The organism is Wolbachia endosymbiont of Cantharis cryptica (genome assembly GCF_964277405.1).
In the GTDB taxonomy this organism is placed as follows: domain Bacteria; phylum Pseudomonadota; class Alphaproteobacteria; order Rickettsiales; family Anaplasmataceae; genus Wolbachia.
The window spans coordinates 696455-717823 of the sequence record NZ_OZ195521.1 but is presented as its reverse complement, the minus strand read 5'-3'; the positions used below and the strand labels follow the sequence as shown (position 1 = coordinate 717823).

At 35.1% G+C, this 21369-nt stretch carries 16 protein-coding genes and 4 pseudogenes; 11 read left to right on the top strand and 9 right to left on the bottom strand.

The features are described 5' to 3' along the window. Positions 1-50: 50 nt before the first annotated feature. Complete coding sequence (lepA, locus tag ACICP6_RS03495; RefSeq protein ID WP_395462629.1) at positions 51-1847, top strand: translation elongation factor 4; 1797 nt, start codon at positions 51-53, stop codon at positions 1845-1847. Positions 1848-2525: 678 nt separating this feature from the next. Here the strand turns inward: lepA and ACICP6_RS03490 are convergent. Then, a pseudogene (locus ACICP6_RS03490) lies at positions 2526-2765 on the bottom strand (transposase family protein); the annotation flags it as partial. A gap of 79 nt (positions 2766-2844) precedes the next feature. On the opposite strand from ACICP6_RS03490, the gene ACICP6_RS03485 reads away from it, so the two are divergent. The 3 genes and pseudogenes from ACICP6_RS03485 to ACICP6_RS03475 form a co-directional block, all read left to right on the top strand. Then, entirely contained in the window at positions 2845-3108 is a 264-nt protein-coding gene (locus tag ACICP6_RS03485) for a transposase (protein ID WP_395462617.1), read from the top strand. A gap of 14 nt (positions 3109-3122) precedes the next feature. Next, positions 3123-4001 (top strand): IS3 family transposase, encoded by an 879-nt coding sequence (locus tag ACICP6_RS03480; protein WP_395463625.1) that lies wholly within the window; start codon positions 3123-3125, stop codon positions 3999-4001. A 44-nt stretch (positions 4002-4045) separates the two neighbouring features. Further along, positions 4046-4575: pseudogene (locus tag ACICP6_RS03475) on the top strand (IS4 family transposase); the annotation flags it as partial. A gap of 9 nt (positions 4576-4584) precedes the next feature. On the opposite strand, the gene ACICP6_RS03470 reads toward ACICP6_RS03475, so the two are convergent. After that, a complete protein-coding gene (locus ACICP6_RS03470) occupies positions 4585-7287 on the bottom strand; it encodes a tetratricopeptide repeat protein (RefSeq protein WP_395462628.1) in 2703 nt (900 codons plus the stop codon). 245 nt (positions 7288-7532) lie between these two features. Here ACICP6_RS03470 and secA point away from each other — a divergent pair, with 245 nt between their 5' ends. Then, positions 7533-10193 (top strand): preprotein translocase subunit SecA, encoded by a 2661-nt coding sequence (gene secA, locus ACICP6_RS03465; RefSeq protein ID WP_395462627.1) that lies wholly within the window; start codon positions 7533-7535, stop codon positions 10191-10193. A gap of 631 nt (positions 10194-10824) precedes the next feature. On the opposite strand, the pseudogene ACICP6_RS03460 reads toward secA, so the two are convergent. Continuing rightward, positions 10825-11038: pseudogene (locus tag ACICP6_RS03460) on the bottom strand (transposase); the annotation flags it as partial. Between the two features lie 248 nt (positions 11039-11286). Between ACICP6_RS03460 and ACICP6_RS03455 the strand changes: the two are divergent. Together ACICP6_RS03455 and ACICP6_RS03450 are read left to right on the top strand one after the other, a co-directional pair. Further along, positions 11287-12093, top strand: a complete 807-nt coding sequence (locus ACICP6_RS03455) for a hypothetical protein (RefSeq protein ID WP_395462626.1) — start codon at positions 11287-11289, stop codon at positions 12091-12093. A gap of 80 nt (positions 12094-12173) precedes the next feature. Then, the gene (locus ACICP6_RS03450; protein ID WP_395462625.1) at positions 12174-13346 is read left to right on the top strand and encodes a porin; all 1173 of its coding nucleotides are present in this window, start codon (positions 12174-12176) and stop codon (positions 13344-13346) included. Positions 13347-14035: 689 nt separating this feature from the next. Here the strand turns inward: ACICP6_RS03450 and ACICP6_RS03445 are convergent. Next, positions 14036-14825 (bottom strand): IS5 family transposase gene (locus tag ACICP6_RS03445; RefSeq protein ID WP_395462624.1). Its coding sequence is split into 2 segments (ribosomal slippage): positions 14036-14563 and positions 14565-14825, totalling 789 coding nucleotides; the frame shifts between segments, so codons are not numbered across the junction. A gap of 205 nt (positions 14826-15030) precedes the next feature. Beyond that, positions 15031-15426 (bottom strand): ankyrin repeat domain-containing protein, encoded by a 396-nt coding sequence (locus ACICP6_RS03440; RefSeq protein WP_395462623.1) that lies wholly within the window; start codon positions 15424-15426, stop codon positions 15031-15033. A 102-nt stretch (positions 15427-15528) separates the two neighbouring features. Between ACICP6_RS03440 and ACICP6_RS03435 the strand changes: the two genes are divergently transcribed. Further along, positions 15529-16355, top strand: a protein-coding gene (locus ACICP6_RS03435) for an IS5 family transposase (RefSeq protein WP_395462622.1) whose coding sequence is annotated in 2 segments (ribosomal slippage) — positions 15529-15916 and positions 15916-16355 — 828 coding nt in all. Because the reading frame shifts where the segments join, the coding sequence is not laid out codon by codon here. On the opposite strand, the gene ACICP6_RS03430 is transcribed toward ACICP6_RS03435, so the two are convergent. Beyond that, the gene (locus ACICP6_RS03430) at positions 16348-17091 is read right to left on the bottom strand and encodes an ankyrin repeat domain-containing protein (RefSeq protein WP_395462621.1); all 744 of its coding nucleotides are present in this window, start codon (positions 17089-17091) and stop codon (positions 16348-16350) included. The two genes, ACICP6_RS03435 and ACICP6_RS03430, sit on opposite strands and share 8 nt — an antisense overlap. A gap of 221 nt (positions 17092-17312) precedes the next feature. Between ACICP6_RS03430 and ACICP6_RS03425 the strand changes: the two genes are divergently transcribed. Next, positions 17313-18443, top strand: coding sequence for a cation:dicarboxylate symporter family transporter (locus ACICP6_RS03425; RefSeq protein WP_395462620.1), 1131 nt, complete (start codon positions 17313-17315; stop codon positions 18441-18443). Further along, positions 18443-19045, top strand: coding sequence for a tRNA (adenosine(37)-N6)-threonylcarbamoyltransferase complex dimerization subunit type 1 TsaB (gene tsaB, locus ACICP6_RS03420; protein ID WP_395462619.1), 603 nt, complete (start codon positions 18443-18445; stop codon positions 19043-19045). The genes ACICP6_RS03425 and tsaB overlap by 1 nt, the downstream gene beginning before the upstream one ends. Position 19046: 1 nt before the next feature. Here the strand turns inward: tsaB and ACICP6_RS03415 are convergent, their stop codons facing one another. Beyond that, a complete protein-coding gene (locus tag ACICP6_RS03415; protein WP_395462618.1) occupies positions 19047-19433 on the bottom strand; it encodes a hypothetical protein in 387 nt (128 codons plus the stop codon). A 150-nt stretch (positions 19434-19583) separates the two neighbouring features. On the opposite strand from ACICP6_RS03415, the pseudogene ACICP6_RS03410 reads away from it, so the two are divergent. Continuing rightward, positions 19584-20143, top strand: a pseudogene (locus tag ACICP6_RS03410) (transposase family protein); the annotation flags it as partial. 45 nt (positions 20144-20188) lie between these two features. Here ACICP6_RS03410 and ACICP6_RS03405 read toward each other — a convergent pair. Next, a complete protein-coding gene (locus tag ACICP6_RS03405; RefSeq protein ID WP_395463617.1) occupies positions 20189-21031 on the bottom strand; it encodes an IS3 family transposase in 843 nt (280 codons plus the stop codon). 50 nt (positions 21032-21081) lie between these two features. Beyond that, entirely contained in the window at positions 21082-21345 is a 264-nt protein-coding gene (locus ACICP6_RS03400) for a transposase (protein WP_395462617.1), read from the bottom strand. Positions 21346-21369 lie beyond the last annotated feature (24 nt).

The following is a 21369-nucleotide window of genomic DNA, read 5'->3' as shown; positions in this document are numbered from 1 at the left end:
AAGACTTAAAATGTAAAATGGTTTCACTAATTAAGTATAGTGGGCCATCAATGAACAACATAAGGAATTTTGCAATAATAGCGCATATAGACCATGGTAAATCAACACTTGCTGACCGTTTAATAGAGGAGTGTAACGGTCTTGAAGCAAGAGAAATGACCAATCAAATACTCGATTCAATGGATATAGAACGCGAACGTGGGATTACAATTAAGGCACAGACGGTGAAACTCAATTATACGGCAAACGACGGTAATCAATATTGCCTAAATCTCATGGACACTCCAGGTCACGTTGACTTTTCGTATGAGGTAAGCCGAAGTTTAGCCGCATGTGAAGGTTCGCTTTTAGTGGTAGATAGTAGTCAGGGGGTTGAAGCTCAGACTCTTGCGAATGTATACAAGGCAATTGACAACAATCATGAGATAATAGTTGTGCTCAATAAAGTTGATCTCCCTGCTGCAGATCCAGAAAAGGTAAAATTTCAGGTTGAGGAAGTAATTGGCATTGACGCAAGTGAGTCAGTTTTAATATCAGCAAAAACTGGACTTGGGATAAAAGATGTACTTGAAGCAATAGTGGCAAAACTTCCAGCTCCACAAGGTGATGTAAATGCTCCACTACAGGCAATTTTGGTTGATAGTTGGTATGACACTTATTTGGGAGTAGTAATTTTAGTGCGAGTTAAAAATGGAGTGCTAAAAAAGGGCATGAGAATTGTTATGATGTCTAATAACTCTACATACCAAGTGGACAATATCGGTATTTTTACTCCTAAAAAAGTAATGACGGGTGAACTTTCAGCAGGTGAAGTTGGTTTTATCACTGCTTCAATGAAAGAAGTAGCGGACTGTAGAGTGGGAGACACTATTACTGAAGAGAAAAGACCGTGCAGCGAGGCATTGCCGGGTTTTAAAGAAGTGCACCCTGTGGTATTTTGTAGTATTTTTCCTAATAAAACGGACGACTTTAAATATTTAAGAGAAGCACTGGAAAAATTACATTTGAATGATGCAAGTTTTACCTTCGAAGCAGAAACTTCAAATGCGCTTGGCTATGGATTTCGTTGTGGTTTTTTGGGGATGCTACATCTTGAAGTTATTCAAGAGAGACTCGAAAGAGAGTTTGATTTAGATCTAACAGCAACTGCGCCGAGTGTTATATATAAGGTTACAACGCAAAGTGGTAAAATTCTGAATATTCATAATCCAAGTGATATGCCAGATCCAACAAAGATTGAAATGGTAGAAGAGCCGTGGATTACTGCAACCATAATGGTGCCTGACCAATACTTGGGAGAAGTTCTATCTCTATGTGAAGAGAGGAGGGGAGAACAGGAGGATTTATCTTACATTGGTGACACGACAACAGCATTGTTAAAATATAAGTTACCACTGTCTGAAGTTGTTTTTGATTTTTATGATCGGTTAAAATCAATTTCCAAGGGATATGCAAGTTTGGATTGGGAAATTTCCAGTTATCGGGAAAGTCAAATAGATAAATTGAGCTTTTTAATCAATGGAGAGCCTGTGGATGCACTGGCTTGTATCGTTCACAAAAGTAGGGCAGAAAAAAGAGGGCGTGAGATATGTGCGCGCTTGAGAGACTTAATACCACGTCAGCAATATAAAATTGCAATTCAGGCAGCAGTGGGCGGTAAAATCATTGCCAGAGAAACGATTAATCCATACAGAAAAGATGTAACAGCTAAACTCTATGGTGGAGATGTAACGCGAAGAATGAAGCTTTTAGAAAAACAAAAGAAAGGGAAGAAAAGGTTGCATTCTATAGGAAACGTAAATATTCCACAGAATGCTTTTATTCAAGCTTTGAAGATAGATGATTAATGCATGGTAAAAAGGTTTACTTTTCTGTCATCCTATGCACAACTGCACAAACTTGTAACCGGCATTAAACACGAAAAAAACTTACTTGACAAACTCCGCCAGCCCCCTTATCATGGTGTTAAGGGTATTTCTGACTCAAAACTTGTTTTTGACCTGCAGGCTCAATGACAAAATTCAGTAAAAAACTCAGGGTATTTTTTGGCGGATTACATAAAATTATGGTGGCTGCATGTCTTTTAAATTTTTTCTACATTCAGCCAAATCGCGCTTATATTAAGCGTTAGCACATTATTACAGCGCCACTTACAGTAATAGAGAGTCAAAACTCGCACCACAGGGCTTCTTTTGCCTTTTTTTTCGCTTGGTAAATTTCTTAAATATTTTCTTAAATTTTATAGCTAAACGACAACCGTCATCCCGCGATTCATTAGCGGTATGACGTAGGACTGCTGATATTCCGCTACGTGTTAGCGCCGAGGCGGTATGACGTAGGGAAACCTTTCTTGGGTTAGCTATAGAATAAAAAACGCCGGCATTTTAAAGTAAATATAAATACCACGGGGTTTTATTTGCCTTTTTTTAGGTTATGCAAGAGGTCTATTCTCTCTTGGCTTAGTGTATGGTTAAAATAACTCTTGAGGGATGGTGTGAAGAATTATATTAGACTTCTTTCAAAATTCACGTAAGGAGCTCAAAATTGTGGATAGCAGCAATCAAATTAAATCTTAAACCAAAACGTTTTCGTCGGTTTCTATATCTATCGGAAATGATTTTAAACCTTTTTAATAAGCCAATTACGTTTTCAACAATTGCCCTTTGGCTCATAAGTGTTCTGTTCTCTTTTTTTTGTTCTTTGCTTAACGGATTCTTTTTCGTTTTCCTGTGAGGTAATACAACATTTTTATGTATTTTTTGCATTCTGACCTTACCCAGAAAAAGTAGAGAGGAAGTTAAGCCATTTTTGAAGTAAAATAAAACATGATTATGAGGGCTTATTATGGTAAAGAACAGAAAAAATTACACAGTGGAATTTAAATTAGAGGCAATAAAGTTGGTAAAGGAAACGGGGCAGTCAGCAAGCAAAATAGCTAAAGATTTAGGAATAGATAACAGTACACTAAGTGACTGGATAAAAAAATATAACGAAAAAGGATCAATAGAAGAAGCATTTCCTGGTAAGGGAAAGTTGGCACCATGTGATAAAGAAAAGTTTGAATTAAAGAAAGAACTAACAAGAGTTACTAGAGAAAGAGACATTTAAAAAAAAGCCCTGGGATATTTTGCAAGTCACAAAGAGTAAAATATTTATTTATCAAAAAGCATGGAAACTACTATAAAGTACAGGAGTTATGCAGGATTTTGAAAGTATCTGCTAGCGGCTACTACAAATGGACTAGTAAGAAGAAAAGCAGCAAAGAATTAACAAGGGAGCAGCTTCTAGCAGACATTCAAAAAATATACCAAGCATCTAATTGTAGATATGGGGCACCTAAGATTCATGCTGAACTAAAGGCTTTAGGTAAAAATTGCAACATCAAAACAGTGCAGGATATCATGCAAAAAAATGGTATTCAAGCTAGACTGAGGCGAAGATTCAAAAGCAAAAAACAGCAGACTGACAATAGGGTTATAACTCCCAATATATTGGACCAAAACTTTACTACTAGTCAGCCAAATAAAGTATGGGTAACTGATATTACATACATAAAAACTAAGGATGGATGGCTATATTTGGCAGCAATAATTGATCTATATTCACGTATGGTAGTTGGCTGGTCAATGAGTAGTACAATAACTAAGCGATTAGTTATAGATGCTTTATTGATGGCTGTTGATAAGCGCAAACCAGCCAAAGATCTGCTATTTCATAGTGATCAAGGTTCACAATATACCTCTAAAAATTATCAGTTTTTGCTGAACACAAAAAACATCATTTCCAGCATGAGTCACACAGGCTGTTGTTATGACAACTCTGTTGTTGAAAGCTTTTTCAGCTCACTCAAACGGGAGCTTCTTATTGATACTTCGCAACACTCTGCTCAGCAAACTAGAACTGCTATATTTGAGTACATAGAAATTTTTTATAACAAACAGCGTAGACATTCTACTATTAATTATTGCATTCCTGAGAAATTTGATTCATCATTTTCATAATAAAAATGGCTTAACTTCCTCTCTACTTTTTCTGGGTAAGGTCATTTATACTAGAAAACAAAAAGCTAGAAAATAAAATGAAAGGACAAAAAGTAAGGGTTATAGTACTTACATTAGCCAATGGAGAAACAGAAGTGCTGATTACCTCACTTTTTGACCGAGAAAAATTTACTTTGGAAGATATCAGCAAAGCTTATGTATTAAGGTGGCACATAGAGGAAACGACTCAAAATAGGTGCAGAATTAGAGAATTTTTCTGGGGTAAATTTAGAGGCTGTATTACAAGAATTTTGGGCGAACTTAGTTATGTGTATCGCTTCATATGTGTGATGCACAAGGGCCTTGGAACCCAGATCAAATTACTGAGTATCGTTTAAATTTTTCAGTTTTATTTGGTGTGATGAGGCAGAAACTCTATCAAGTACTTATTGGGAATTGTTCGCCAAAAAGCTTTCAAGCTCTTTTTAATAGAGCAAGTATACGCGCTAAAGTTAAGGTCCGACCAGGGCGGTTGTATAGCCGCAATAAAGTGGATAAGCCTAAACGCCATCACGTCTTTAGGAGAGTTTGCTAATGAAGGCTCTTAAGTTGACGCCATTGAATGTTCAGGTCCATAATGTTTTTCTTGAATTGCTAAAGTTAATTTAAGCAACTCCTTTTTTTTCTGATGATTATCTAAATCCCCATAAGCGTTACCTAAGTTTATCAGTGTTCTAGAAACTTCGAGATGATCAGGCCCATAATGTTTCTCTTGAATTGCTAAAGCCTGTTCAAGCAACTCTTTAGCTTTCCGAGGATTACCCAAAGCCCTATAAGCGATACCGAAACTTACTAGTGCTGTAGCAACTATAAAATGATCAGAGCTATAATATTTCTTGAGGATCGATAAAGCCCGTTCAAGCAACTCTTTTTGTTTTTGAGGATAACCTAAAGCGCCATAAGCAGTACCTAGGTTTATCAGTGTAATAGCAACTTTAAAATAATCAGAGCCATGATGTTTCTCTTGAATAGGTAAAGCCCGTTCGAGTAACTCCTTTTGTCTTCTAGGGTTATCCAAGTCATAGTACCCATTATCCATCCACGTTAACAAATCTACAAGATAATCCTTTTCTATTGCTTGTTTTTCTGAAGGATTTTTTGCTAGCCAATTATCCATATGTGATAAAAATGCTTCTAAGTGCGGCAATAATTGTCGTTTCTTAGCATAATCTTCTAATTTATCACTGTCGTCAGGGAAGCTTTCTTTCAGTAATTCAAAAGTCTTTTTCACAACTTTCTCTTTGCCTTGTTTTTCTAACTCTATCCTTGTTACTTGCTGCACTAACCTGTGAATATTGACTGAACTTTGCTCTTCTCCTGAGTTGATCATTGAATACTGCTTAAGTAGTTGGATAGCGTCACCTAACTTTTCTTTATTGCTTTCTAATCCTAAAAACATCTCTACAGGAATGTTGTCAGGGGCAATATAGGCGATGGTGTCTAAAATTTCTTTAGCTTGCTGACCATACTCTAAGTTATCTTTGATTTTATTAATAGTAATTCTCCAGGTTATAAAAGTTGTCTTGGTGTAGCTATTGTCGCTGTCTTTAGGAAACTTAAAATTAAGTAATTTTTCTGCTTCCTCTTTATACCTCTTTAAATAATCACTAATTTCAAACTTCAAACCTACATTCTTTAATGCTACATCCCTTTCTTTTATGTATGCAACTGCCTGCTGCAGAGCTAAAGGAAAATGCTGTAATGTCTCTGCTAAATTCTTTATTTCATTTTCTTGTAACCCATCTTTTATACCTAGTGCTTTTCTAATGAAGTCTATTGATTCTGGTTCAGTAAATGCACCCAATGTTAATGGTTTTATATCTCCCCATTTCTGATTACGAGAGGTAATCAAAACACTAGGTTTATTATCATCAGATGATAAAAAGTGGGACGGTAAAAATTGACTAATACCAGCATCTTGACCTTCACTTCTATATTCTTCTGCGTTATCAAAAACAAAAAGACTTTTTCTCTTGGCAAAAAAAGCGTATATATCTCTTACAATAGATTCAATATCCCTATCTTCTGTAGGAATACCTAAAAGATCTTTAGCTAATCTGAGAAAAGACTGCACCATGACTTCATAGGTTGCAGCATTTACCCATATAATGTTGTTATCGTAATCTTTACTGTGTTCTTCAATATATTTTTTGACTAACTCAGTCTTACCTATTCCCCCCAACCCACTGATAGAAACCAGTTGCGATATTACTGTGGCTACACCTTGACTTTCTTGTATTGACTCATGCAACTTTTTTAGCTCTGTCTTTCTTCCAGTAAACGATCCTAATGGGTTTCTCACATCAAATCGAAAGCCTCCTAAGATTTCCTCTTTCATCTTGCGAAAGAATTCTCTTCCGTCTTCATGTGTAAGAAAACGTCTCCCTTTTTCTTTCAGCCAATCTAGCATTTTTTCTTGGAAGCGAGCGTAAACATTTTTTCTGTCAATATCATTAAATTGCTCGCCCAGCTCATTCTTAATGATTTCCGCTAGTTTTATCTCGTTAGGCTGATTTACTGCAAATACTAATTTGTCAAAAAATTCTTTTATACTCTCTTCTAACCTGCCTTCATTTGTCATTCGCTCAAATTCACGTCGCCATGTCTGATTTCTTTCCAATTTTCTTTTTGAGTCCTGATCTGGTTTACTTTGAAGTTTTTCTATCTCCTTTTCTAATTCTTCTATCGTCTCTTCCACAGCACTCTTAAATGCCGGTTGCATTATTGAAATCATGTTATTGTGAATACAAGAGAACTTGTATCTAGTGCCGCCGTCTTTAAAAAAGACATCACTAGTGTTGATTACTTCAACCAAAATTTCTATTTCCTCGTTTGGTCCTGAAGTTTTTACCTTCAATTTCCTCACTGTGTTTTGTGCTGTACTTTGATCCAGATCAAAATCGATATTAGTACAGATAATAAAATCTCTCAGGTTACCATCTGCAAAATCTTGATTATTTTTAATCTTTAGATAAGAGATGAAATACTTTGCTAACCTAAATTCATCTCTATTTTTATCTTTTGTAAGTAAGTCCCTTACTTCAATTTTCTTATTATCTTCATCTTGTTTATGTTTAGCCTGCAAAAAGCGGTATGCTTTCTTACTACCCTGGGTATATTCAAACACTAAGTCATCAAACTTTCTGGCTTCTTCTATTTCTGTACCTAAGCGAAAAGAATACTGATAAAGTACTCCGCGATGCAAAAACAGCATCAATACCTTTAACTGATAGATATTACCGTGCATAGCTAGTTACCTCACGCAGACTGCAATAAATTTATTTGGTCTAGAATTAAAGATTACCAAACACCTAAAATAATGCAATAGAGTCTTTACATGTTAATAAAAAGGTTTTCAAGAGCAGGATCAGCAAGTGTTCTTTTGTTTGCTATCTTAAGTATATAAATAAAGATTTCCCGAATCTAATATATCATTGCTGCAGGCTGTATTTAGTAATATAATCTCATATTAAATAGACGTTACGTAAGTTTATGCTAGATGCTCCGCTAATTTTAACAGCCATTCTTATATTCTCCATTTTGATATTGTCGTTCTTTTTTATAAAAAAGATATTTGGGTCAACAAATAAGAAGATAATAAAATCCTTCAGAAAAATTGTTCAGCAAATTAATGCACTAGAACCTGATATGCAGAGCTTATCTGATGAGGAGCTTGCTGGTAAAACTCAAGAATTCAAACAGGAATTGAAAAATGGGAAAACGTTAAATGATCTTCTCGTACCTGCATTTGCCGTTGTGCGTGAAGCCTCTCGAAGGTTTCTTAACATGAGGCACTTTGATGTTCAGTTAATTGGTGGAATGGTACTCCATAATGGCATGATATCAGAAATGAAGACAGGAGAGGGAAAGACACTCGTTGCAACTTTAGCAGCATATCTAAATTCCTTAGAAGGGAAAGGCGTGCACGTCGTAACTGTTAACGATTACCTTGCAAAACGAGACACAGAATGGATGAGCAAATTATATAATTCTCTTGGAGTTTCTGTTGCATTCATTACGAATAACTTGACAGACGAAGAGAGGAAAGAGGCTTATAGTGCAGATATTGTATATTCCACAAATAACGAACTTGCCTTTGATTACCTGCGAGATAATATGAAATTTTCTCAAGAAGATATGGTTCAGAGAGGCTTTAACTATGCAATAGTTGATGAAGTGGACTCAATACTCATTGATGAAGCTCGCACTCCGCTTATCATTTCTGGCCCGGTTGAGGAAAACAATCAGATATATAAACATATAAATAAAATAGTAACCAAATTAGTTGACTCTGATTATGAGGTGGATGAAAAGGGTAGGACGGTATTCCTTACTGAAAATGGCATTTCACGAGTGGAGGAACTGTTAAGATCATATAATCTCATTCCTGAAAATTCTTCGCTCTATGATACTAACAACATGATAATGACTCACTATATAGACCAAGCGTTGCGCGCGCATAAGCTGTTCACTGCTGATAAGGATTATATAGTAAAGGATGGCAAGGTAGTGATTATTGATGAGTTTACTGGGCGTATGATGGAAGGTAGGAGATATTCCGATGGTCTTCACCAGGCACTTGAAGCGAAGGAGAATCTTGAAATTCAGCATGAAAACCAAACTTTAGCATCGGTTACATTTCAGAATTACTTTCGTATGTATAATAAACTTTCTGGTATGACGGGAACGGCGGCAACGGAGGCAGAGGAGTTTCGCGATATATATAGGCTAAATGTGGTAAAAATTCCAACTAATGTATCTGTAAAAAGAATAGATATTGATGATGAAATTTACGGTACAGAAAAGGAAAAATTTAATGCTGTACTAAAATTTATAGAAGAATGCCACAAACGCCTTCAACCAGTTCTTGTTGGCACGGTAAGTATTGAAAACTCTGAGAAACTTTCTGCGCTTTTGCAAAGTCATTCTCTTAAGCATTCAGTATTGAACGCCCGTTATCATGAACAAGAGGCGTACATAATAGCGCAAGCTGGAGTGCCTGGCAATATCACCATAGCAACTAACATGGCAGGGCGTGGAACTGATATTCAGCTTGGTGGAAATGCTGAAATGATAGCAAAAGTGGAGCTAAAAAAGATAAAAAATGATGATGAGAGAGAAAAAAAATATCAAGAAATATTCGAAAGAGTAAAAAAAGATAAGGAAATTACTATAAAAGCTGGCGGTTTATGTGTTGTTGGAACCGAAAGGCATGAAAGCAGAAGGATAGATGATCAGTTACGTGGCCGTTCTGGTCGTCAGGGTGATCCTGGGCTTTCTAAGTTCTTTTTATCACTTGAAGATGACCTAATGAGAATATTTGGCTCTGATAGAATGAGAAGTTTTTTACAGAGAGTGGGGTTAAAGAATAATGAAGCTATTCATCATCCATGGATCAATAAAGCGCTTGAAAAGGCACAAAAGAAAGTTGAAGCTAGAAATTATGACGTGCGAAAGTCTTTGCTTAAGTTTGATGACGTAATCAATAATCAGCGTAAAGTTATTTTTGAACAGAGAAACCATATCTTAGGCGATGAAATTAATGATTTACTTGAAGTATATAGTGAAGTAAATGAAGGCGTAATAGAAGGTATAGTGCAAAGTGGCTATTATGAGGATTATGTTGAAGATATAGCCAAAGAATTTCATACAAGGTATGGAATAACACTTAATAAAGAGGACTTAGCAAAGTTTTTGAACAAACAAGAGGCTTTGGATTATATAAACAATAAAGTACAAGAATTTTTTACTGAGAAGGAAAAATATTTCAATAGTCAGCAAACTACGGATTTATGGGATACGATAGTGAAGCAAGTGATGATCATGACACTTGATCATTTATGGAGGGAACACCTTTCAACTTTAGAAAGCTTAAGACAAAGCATAAGCTTACGTGCTATGGGACAAAAAGACCCACTGAATGAATTTAAACGTGAGGCTTTTTTGATGTTTGAGTCGATGCTTGAAAAATGGAAGGAGCTCACCATTCACCGTCTGGCGCACTTTAAGTTAGTAGATAACCAAGAAATAGGCGGTAGGTTACACTCTGCTAGAAATAGCAACCTTCCTAAAGTCTCAAGAAACGACAAATGCCCCTGTAACTCAGGAAAAAAATACAAACACTGCCACGGCGCGGTTACTGTGGTGCATTAGTAACATCACTAGACTTCTTGCATAACAAATTTCTAGGGCAGCAGCGCGTTGGAAAAACTTACTTGACAAACTCCGCCAGTCCTCTTATCATGGAAGTGAAGCTATTGTATTTGCTTTCGCCAATCTGCAGATTAAAAGGTAAGGATTACTTAAGGTATCGGCGTCTTATGTTCAATTTTTTGCAGTACATAGGTACTGTATGTCTTTACAAAACTTCATCTACATCTAGGTTTATACCTAAATAAGCTGAACGCGCTTACAAAGCGTTACAAGACATCAAAAAATGCCAATACTCGACAGAGATAGTAAAGGACTAGCTAACTCGGGTTTTCTTTGTCTTTTTTCCTGCTTAGTAAATTTCTTAAACACTTGCGATGTAGGTTAGTTGCAAATTAAAAGTGGCTAAATCTCTCTTGTCAAGCGTTTAAAACATAAAAAACGCCAGTACTTTAAAGCGGACAATAATCACAGGGTTCCTTTTGCCTTTTTTCCCATTTAGCAAATTTCTTAAATATTTTCTTAAATTTTATAGCTAAACGACAACCGTCATCCCGCTGCTTGTTAGTGCCGCGGCGGTTGACCTCTCCAACTAATTTTTTTTAACCAGCAAACTTGGCTCTTCTCCGTTCCTTTTATTCCACATTTGAAAATAGTAATATACGTTTTCCCACCTTGGAAAATCTTTTGGCAACATTCTCCACTGACAACCACTTTTCAGACACTGTACAAAATACATCGTACAAATCAAGCTTTCTTGGTTTTGTTTTCCTCCTGCTACTCTCCAGAATTGGTTTGATTTTTTCAAATTGCTCTCGACTTATATCGCTTGGATAACTTTTTTGCATAGATATACCTCATTACGCCTATTTTACATCCTTTTGAGATTTTAAACAGGTTCTTATAACAAGGGAGAAATTCAAATTTGCAGCGTTATACTAGAAGTTGGTGACAGCAAAAAATTAAGCTCAAGAAAATGATAATTCTATGAGAAATACTTAAATTATTTATCTATATCTAATTAAGCATATTAATAGGTAAGTAAATTTTAATATAATCCTATTATACTTATAAATAAGCTGTATAGAATGAAAGTATGGATGATTTCATAACTGCAAGAAGAAAAGATGATGCTGTGATATCTGTTTGTCAGGATAATAAGAAAAAAACTGTGTTAATTTTAGGGCTCAATCAAGCTGCAGGGGATTTGTTAAAATACGAGAAAGAGAATTTGCTTAATAAGCCGTTAATCAATATTTTAAGTGCAAGAGCAGCTGACAACGTGAAAAATTATTTAGAGTATACCGAAAATGGACATGATTTACTTGATATATTACCTAAAGTAATAGATTTTTCCTTAATTGATGTTAAAGGAGAAGACGTAAAGGCAAAAGTAAAAGTTTTTCGAACCATGCAATTCACTAATAACAAGATTAATTATGAGCTATTGATACGTGACGTTAGCCTGTTTCATAAATTAGAAATATTTAGAAATGAATGTTTAATGGGTAAAAAATATAAAAACCACGAGTCATTTGATATACCAGACAATGAGTCCACTATTCTAGAGTTATACGTTATATTGAATTTTGCCTTTCAACATCAAATTAATGCAGCTATAGGAATGATTGGCTTAAATAGTAACTGTAGTGAGACAAGTGATGCACTGAAAGTTGTTATAGAGCATTTTTACAAAAATTGCCGTAGTGATGATTTTCTCGGGTATATTGACGAAAATAAAGTGCTTTTTATCTTGATTAACTGTGATGCAAAGAACACATCTAAAGTAATTAATCGTATACATTCTGCTATCAATAAGCAGTTGTTAAAACAAAAATTACCTAATGTATCAGTCATTTATGGAAATGTAGCTCAAAAACTAGCTGCACGGTCTGATGCTTAACCAGAGGCACCTTCTGGAAAGTTGTCTTTTGTCTATATTGAGTTTAAACTTAAATTTATATAAAAAATTTAAGTTTTTTCATGAAATTAAGATACTGCCTAGTGACACTGCTTTTGTTATTATTTTCGCAAAATAGTGCTAGCGCTAGAGTAATCCTGGACAAGGGAATATTTTATGCAGAACTAGATGGAAAAATAGACTTAAAGCTTGGCTACGCTTTCAACAGAGATTCTTTCAGTGTTAAGCCTAAAGACAAGACTTCAAGTTATTCAAACTTGCGCTTTCTTTATTTACAACAAGTTTATCCAAATACTCAAATGGGGGTTAATGTTAAGGCAGGAGTTTCTGGTATTGCAGACCTAAGAGCATTAGATATAGAAAAGTTAAATATGGAGGAAGGGTATTTCATCATTAAAAATCAGGGACTTGGATCAATTGAATATGGTAAAAAAAGTTTAGTCAGCCAAGGCATGTTAATTAACACTTCAAAAATTTATGTAGCTGCTGGAGGAGTAAATGGTTGCTGGGCAAACTATGCAAATTTGCGTGGTAATGAAGAAAAAGATGGTGACACTGGATATGATGGAGATAAGGTTTTTTGGGTCAAGCCCAATATTTATAGCGATTATAATGGACTTGAATTGAAGTTAAAACAACCAGCGGTAAGCTATATCTCTCCTGAAATTTATAACTTTCAACTCGGGTTTAGTTATGTTCCGGGAAAAAATAACTTGCAATATAGCGATCTAATTGCTGCTGGACTTTCCTATAAGAACAGCCTATCAGATGATATAAATTTTACTACTGCTTTGACTGGTGAATTTGCAAAGGAAAATTTAACTGATTGCTCGGATGGCACTCCTGAAGGTTATAAATGTCATAATCAATTACTGCACTGGAATTTTGGCTTAAAACTGAAATTTTTCGATCTTGATTGCATTTTTTCGTACGGTAATGGAGGTAAATCAGGCAAGAAGTATAATCCTGAAACAAATAATACGTATTATATGAATGCAGGTGTTGCTTACCGCTCTGATTCTCGCAAATTGAGCTTAACGTATTTCAATAGTGGTAGGGATATTGTAGGTAAAGGTACAAACAAGTTAACATCATATGCTTTAAGTCTTGAATATCCCCTTTTTGTAGGCACTTCATACTATTTCGATATTGTAAAGTTTAGCACAGAAGAGCCTGAAGTAGAAAATAACAACTCTGGTTACGTGCTTTTAGCTGGACTAAAGTTAAGTTTTTAAAAAACCTTCTGTCATTCCAACACTCTTCCCTGTCATTCAAGTAGCCAACTGACATAAAAACTTACTTGACAAACTCCGCCAGCCCTTTTATCATGGTACTGAAGGTATTCAGTTATCTTCATCTGTGCAGATTAAACGAAGGAGTATAACGTAGTTGGCGTCTTATTTTTAATTTTTTGCACTATGTGCACCGTATGTCTTCACAACATTGTCTAGGTTTTTACCTATATAAGCTGAAACGCGCTTATAAAGCGTTTAAGACAGTATAGTACGCCAATTTGCAGGATTAGAGAGTAAGTACTATCTAACACGGGATTTCTTTTGCCTTTTTTCTGCTTAGTAAATTTCTTAGCATTTAAGCTAAGGGTCTGTTGCAGTTTAAAAGTCGCTAAATTGCAGCGTTTAAGACTAAAAAAACGCCAATACAGAAAATAGACAGTGACTAGGGCTTCTTTTGCCTTTTTTTTATTTGGTAAATTTCTTAAATATTTTCTTAAATTTTATAGCTAAACGACAACCGCTGCTTGTTAGCGGGATCTAGAGATACCGCGGCGGTATGACGTAGCTTGCTTGGTTAGCTATAGATCCCAGTGTCACGCACTGGGATGACAAAAAAAAAGGGCACTGGGATGACAAAAAAAAGAGCACTGGGATGACAGGAGAATGGGATGACAAGACTGAGAACCTGTTTAAAATCTTCGCAATAAGAGAGAAACGAAGGAAAGAACGACCATTTGTAGGCTAGTATTGAGTTTTCGCTCACAGTTTTTCCACAATCGCCTGCATTTTTCCAACCAAGCAAAAGACCGCTCAACAACCCATCTTTTTGGCAATACAGCAAAGGTATGTAATTCGCTTCGTTTTATTACCTCAACAGCTGCACCAATAGTTACTTTTATTTGTGTTGCAAAATTTTCTCCTGTATAGCCAGCATCAACGAGTATATTTTTGACTTCAGAGAGGTTTTCTTTAGCATTTCCCACCATTTTTACAGCACTGCTACGATCAGTTGCTTCTGCCGTTGTTATATGAATTGCATGTGGCAAGCCCTGTGTATCAACTGCGATATGACGCTTTATACCTGAAATCTTTTTACCTGCATCATAACCCTTTCTTTCAGCAGTATCTGCGTTTTTAACGCTTTGAGCATCAATTATGCAGAAACTGGTTTTCTCTTTCCGACCATTGTTGATACGGACCTCTCCAACTAATTTTTTTTAAGACTAATTCCAACAAACTTGGTTCTTCTCCATCCTTTTTATTCCACATTTGAAAATAATAATATATGCTCTCCCACCTTGGAAAATCTTTTGGCAACATCCTCCACTGGCAACCACTTTTTAGGACGTATAATACTGTACAAAATACATCATATAAATCAAGTTTTCTTGGTTTTGTTTTCCTCCTGCTACTCTCCAGAATTGGTTTGATTTTTTCAAATTGCTCTCGACTTATATCACTTGGATAACTTTTTCGCATAGATATACCTCATTCTTAATCTACCCCTATTTTACCTTATCCTTTCGAGATTTTAAACAGGTTCTGAGATGACGAGAGGGGAGCACTGGGCGGTCTATCAAATCACAATGTTCGTACAGTGTCACACACTGAGATCTGATAGACAATGTTCGTACAGTTTCAGCTACTCGTATGACAGGAAGAAGGTGCTGGAATGACAACTGTATTAAGCAGTAGGGAGCACTTTCTCCGTATTCCCTAAGGTTTTTTCTGCTTTTTTTGTTTCATTCACTTCAGTACTAGGTTTTAATGAGCTATGTGTAATACCACCAACTGCCAGTGCTACTGCTGTAACTATAGCTACTGCTGCCATTGTGAATATCAACGTGGCTGGAACTATTCCGGTTGCAAAAAGTGTTACTGCAACAGCAGCACATAATGCTGCTGTTGAACAGCCGGCAATGATACCGTTTATAGTTGCTCGTTGTCTTAGCAGCTCCTTTATATCATCATTTTCAGCTAAATCTCTTGGAGTCTTACCATTTTTATCCCTTAGTAAAGGATTGGCCCCTTTTTCTATTAGAACCCTTACTATTTCTATATGACCATTTTGAGCAGCCAAATGTAGGGGGGTCTGTCCATATTCATCTACTACATTAACAATAGACTTCTTTCAAAATTGGCAAACAAGGGAAAAGAAGTATAAAATCAGATATTTTAAGGTATGAGATATAAAGAAATAGAAAAGTTGGAAGGAAAGAAATTTAGGCGCTTAACAGGGGAAAAAAAGGGAACATTTAAGCGAATGGTGGAAATTTTGGATGAGGAGGATAAAAGAAAAAAAGCTAGAAGTGGAAGAAAAAGCAAACTTTGCGTAGAAGATAGGTTGCTTATGGCATTAGAATATATGAGGGAATATCGAACGTATTTCCACATTGGTCAAAGTTATGGCATGAGTGAAAGTAACTGTTTCAAAATAATAAGATGGGTAGAAGACACGCTAATAAAACATCCAGATTTTTCATTACCGGGAAAAAAAGAGCTATTAAAGGGTAATGTAGAATATGAAGTTTTGGTAATAGATGGAACTGAAACACCAGTAGAGAGGCCAAAAAAAAGCAAAAATGCTTCTACTCTGGAAAGAAAAAAAGGCATACTATAAAAACGCAAGTAGTAGCAGAGAAGAAGAGTAAAAAAGTAATATGTACATCTTTCTCGAAAGGTAGGAAACACGATTTTCGGATATTTAGGGAATCAAAGGTAGCAATATTGCCGGAAACTAAAATCTTAGCTGATGCCGGCTACAGAGGAATGCAAAAAATACATAAAAATGTTGTATTACCTCACAGGAAAACGAAAAAGAATCCGTTAAGCAAAGAACAAAAAAAAGAGAACAGAACACTTATGAGCCAAAGGGCAATTGTTGAAAACGTAATTGGCTTATTAAAAAGGTTTAAAATCATTTCCGATAGATATAGAAACCGACGAAAACGTTTTGGTTTAAGATTTAATTTGATTGCTGCTATCCACAATTTTGAGCTCCTTACGTGAATTTTGAAAGAAGTCTATTGATTTCTTCTGCTTTTAATAGAGTTTCTACCGCCTTTGTACGACAATTAGAAACGGCACAATGTAAAGGAGTCCATCCACATTTACTTGCCGCATTAATATCGATTCCTTGTGCTTTTAATAGGATATCTACTGCATCTTCATGAACACTTCTAGCAGCCGAATGTAAAGGAGTTTGTCCATATTCATCTTTTGCATTAACATTAATTTCTTTTGCTTCTAATAGAGAAGCTACTATTTCTTTCTGACCATTAAAGGCAGCATAATGTAAGGGAGTTGTCTCATATTCATCTACTGTATTAACGTTGATTCCTTTTGCTTTTAATAGAGCATCTACTGCTTCTTTGTAATTATAGAGAGCAGCATAATGCAGAGGGGTCTTATAGTGTTTAACTAGATTAACATCTTGTGCTTTTAATAGAGCATTAAAAGGCTCGTCATATTTATTTTTTTCTACTGCATTAACATTGATTCCTTCTACTTCTAATAGAGCATTTAAAATATTTTCCAGCTTATAGTAAACAGCACAATGTAATAATGTAACTTTATTATTGTCTGTTTTAAATTCGACTTCAAATGTATGATTTGTATTAAAGTCAGCTCTTTCCCATTCTTTATATTCACTTGAACTTTGTGGTAGCCTCTCTCTTATTTTTTCAACTATGTTATCTTTATTTAAACTAGTATCGTTGTTTACTGCACTAAGTATTTCTTTCATAACTTTTCCTCCTATTCACATAATGAATTATTGCACATTTTAGTAAAAAAATCGATAATTTTAGCGCTTTTTAGGGCAATAGGCTGCTTGTATGACCATTGTTTAAGTGAGAAAACAACAGCCTGGTTTTTTATGATGTTCCGCAGCAGTTTAGGTAGTTTTTCTTTACTTAAAAACTACCTTGCCGTATCTATGTCCATAGGATATCGCTATATCAGAATATGTTACAACTACTAACCTTACTTGCTGTTATCATTTCAGTTGCGTTTTTTGGTCATTTAGTTCCAGTAGAAGTGAAAGCTTTTTTGTACTCAGTAAGCTTGAGCATCAAAGAAGTTTTGCTATTTATAATGCCTTTTATTGTTTTTGCGTTAATCTTTAGCAGTGTTAACAATCTTAAGCAGTCGGCTATAAAGTTTATATTGTTACTTATTATAACGATTTTCTTATCGAATCTTGCCTCAAGTTTAATAGCTTATTCTGTTGGGCATTTTATTATACAAAATACTTATTCAATACAAAATATAACGTATGAAGAAACAATTGCTCCTTTATGGTCGTTTAAGCTGCCGCTACTCCTTTCTAACTTTCATGCTCTTGCTTGTGGATTTGTGTCCAGCATAGTAGTGTCCATTCTGCTACCTAAGAAAAGCAAAGAACTTTCATGCAAAATATTAGATTTAACTCTCTCCATTTTGAAGGTGTTTTTGACGCCGGTTATTCCAATATTTGTGCTTGGGCTTGCTTTAAAAATGCAGCATGATCAGGTTCTATCTATGGTATTTAAAGATTACTCAATAATTTTTGTTATTATAACGTCTGTAACTTACCTTTATATTTTTCTCTTATATGGAGCAGCAAATTCATTCAAGGCTACAAGCTGGATAACTAATATAAGCAATATGATACCGGCATTTATTACTGCAATGAGCACAATGTCTAGTAATGCAACCATGCCACTTACTCTTGAGGGATGCAAAAAAAATGTAAAGCAACCTGATATAGCATCGTCTGTTATACCAATAACTGCTAGCTTTCATTTAGTGGGTGATTGCTTTTTTATTATAATATTATCAATGATAATTACTTCCGGTTATGCATTATACACAACAGACTATGTAACTTTCCTTCTCTATTTTTTGTTATTTAAGTTTGCTATTGTGGCAATTCCGGCAGGAGGAATTGTGGTAATGCTACCTATTCTTGAAAGATACCTTCAATTTTCTCCAGAAATGCTTTCGTTAATCACGGCATTATATATCGTATTTGATCCAATAATCACTTCAGCGAACGTTATGGGTAATGGCGCCTTTACTATAATGTTTACAAAACTCTACGATAAGCTTAAGTAATGTCCATTTTAGCGATTGACACTGTAGGTTCTGGTAGTTCAATAGCAATAATTGATTGTAGTGGTAATTGTTTTGTAGAGCACAATTCCATCAGCAATAGTCATGCAGAATCGTTTTTTCAAATTTTGAACACTTTATTCAATAAGCACAATTATAACTACGATAAAATAGACCATTTAGCAGTAGTAGTTGGCCCGGGGAGTTTCACTGGAATTAGAGTTGGTATATCGGCTGCAAAAGGTGTAAATCTTGCTACGAATAAGCCATTATACGGAGTTAATGCATTAGAGGTTCAGGCATACGCAATATCTTTGCTTTGTGCAAATAGCAAAAAAAATATCAGAGCTATAATTAAAAATGCTCAGGGGTTTTATACTCAGTTATTTGATTTCAATTTATTGCCGCTATCAGGTCCAACTGTAGCACATGACCCTGATTGGACAACAAGCAGTAACTGCATTACATGTATGGATTGCAATTTACCAGAACTAAATGCTAGCCATGCAGGACTATTAGTCCGTTATAGGCTAGAAAATAAGCAAAAATTAAATGAAGTTGAAGCTCTATATTTAAATGAGCCTCAGTATATGAAATTATTATAGATTATTCTTTTGCATAAATGCTATCAATTTGGCTAAGTCTGCACATCTGACTTGTTATTTCTTCGGCTACTTCTTTTATACTCATATTTGAGTTTTCTATCTCTATGGAACTCGGTGGTATAAATAAATTGCCAGTCCTAAATTTCTCTATGATGCTGCTTACATTAGGGATTTTCTTGTTTTCTCTTTGCCTTTTTAATTTAATGCGTCTTTGTAATGTAGGTAAATCACACTTGAGCACTATAGGAAGAATTTTTGTGTCCATTCTTTTACTAAGCTCTACTACTGAATTATACATCTTTATGCTGTAGTCGTTGTTTTTTATCAGCTCATCGATGAATATGTAATTTTTTGAGTGAATTGGGTAAGCTTCTATTGCCTGAAGCATAATTTGTGCAACGTTATATATTCTACCTTGGACTTCTTTAGGGATTTGGTCATGTTCAAAGACATTATCATATATAGAACGAACTTGAATAGACTTCTTTCAAAATTGGCAAACAAGGGAAAAGAAGTATAAAATCAGATATTTTAAGGTATGAGATATAAAGAAATAGAAAAGTTGGAAGGAAAGAAATTTAGGCGCTTAACAGGGGAAAAAAAGGGAACATTTAAGCGAATGGTGGAAATTTTGGATGAGGAGGATAAAAGAAAAAAAGCTAGAAGTGGAAGAAAAAGCAAACTTTGCGTAGAAGATAGGTTGCTTATGGCATTAGAATATATGAGGGAATATCGAACGTATTTCCACATTGGTCAAAGTTATGGCATGAGTGAAAGTAACTGTTTCAAAATAATAAGATGGGTAGAAGACACGCTAATAAAACATCCAGATTTTTCATTACCGGGAAAAAAAGAGCTATTAAAGGGTAATGTAGAATATGAAGTTTTGGTAATAGATGGAACTGAAACACCAGTAGAGAGGCCAAAAAAAAGCAAAAATGCTTCTACTCTGGAAAGAAAAAAAGGCATACTATAAAAACGCAAGTAGTAGCAGAGAAGAAGAGTAAAAAAGTAATATGTACATCTTTCTCGAAAGGTAGGAAACACGATTTTCGGATATTTAGGGAATCAAAGGTAGCAATATTGCCGGAAACTAAAATGACCTTACCCAGAAAAAGTAGAGAGGAAGTTAAGCCATTTTTATTATGAAAATGATGAATCAAATTTCTCAGGAATGCAATAATTAATAGTAGAATGTCTACGCTGTTTGTTATAAAAAATTTCTATGTACTCAAATATAGCAGTTCTAGTTTGCTGAGCAGAGTGTTGCGAAGTATCAATAAGAAGCTCCCGTTTGAGTGAGCTGAAAAAGCTTTCAACAACAGAGTTGTCATAACAACAGCCTGTGTGACTCATGCTGGAAATGATGTTTTTTGTGTTCAGCAAAAACTGATAATTTTTAGAGGTATATTGTGAACCTTGATCACTATGAAATAGCAGATCTTTGGCTGGTTTGCGCTTATCAACAGCCATCAATAAAGCATCTATAACTAATCGCTTAGTTATTGTACTACTCATTGACCAGCCAACTACCATACGTGAATATAGATCAATTATTGCTGCCAAATATAGCCATCCATCCTTAGTTTTTATGTATGTAATATCAGTTACCCATACTTTATTTGGCTGACTAGTAGTAAAGTTTTGGTCCAATATATTGGGAGTTATAACCCTATTGTCAGTCTGCTGTTTTTTGCTTTTGAATCTTCGCCTCAGTCTAGCTTGAATACCATTTTTTTGCATGATATCCTGCACTGTTTTGATGTTGCAATTTTTACCTAAAGCCTTTAGTTCAGCATGAATCTTAGGTGCCCCATATCTACAATTAGATGCTTGGTATATTTTTTGAATGTCTGCTAGAAGCTGCTCCCTTGTTAATTCTTTGCTGCTTTTCTTCTTACTAGTCCATTTGTAGTAGCCGCTAGCAGATACTTTCAAAATCCTGCATAACTCCTGTACTTTATAGTAGTTTCCATGCTTTTTGATAAATAAATATTTTACTCTTTGTGACTTGCAAAATATCCCAGGGCTTTTTTTTAAATGTCTCTTTCTCTAGTAACTCTTGTTAGTTCTTTCTTTAATTCAAACTTTTCTTTATCACATGGTGCCAACTTTCCCTTACCAGGAAATGCTTCTTCTATTGATCCTTTTTCGTTATATTTTTTTATCCAGTCACTTAGTGTACTGTTATCTATTCCTAAATCTTTAGCTATTTTGCTTGCTGACTGCCCCGTTTCCTTTACCAACTTTATTGCCTCTAATTTAAATTCCACTGTGTAATTTTTTCTGTTCTTTACCATAATAAGCCCTCATAATCATGTTTT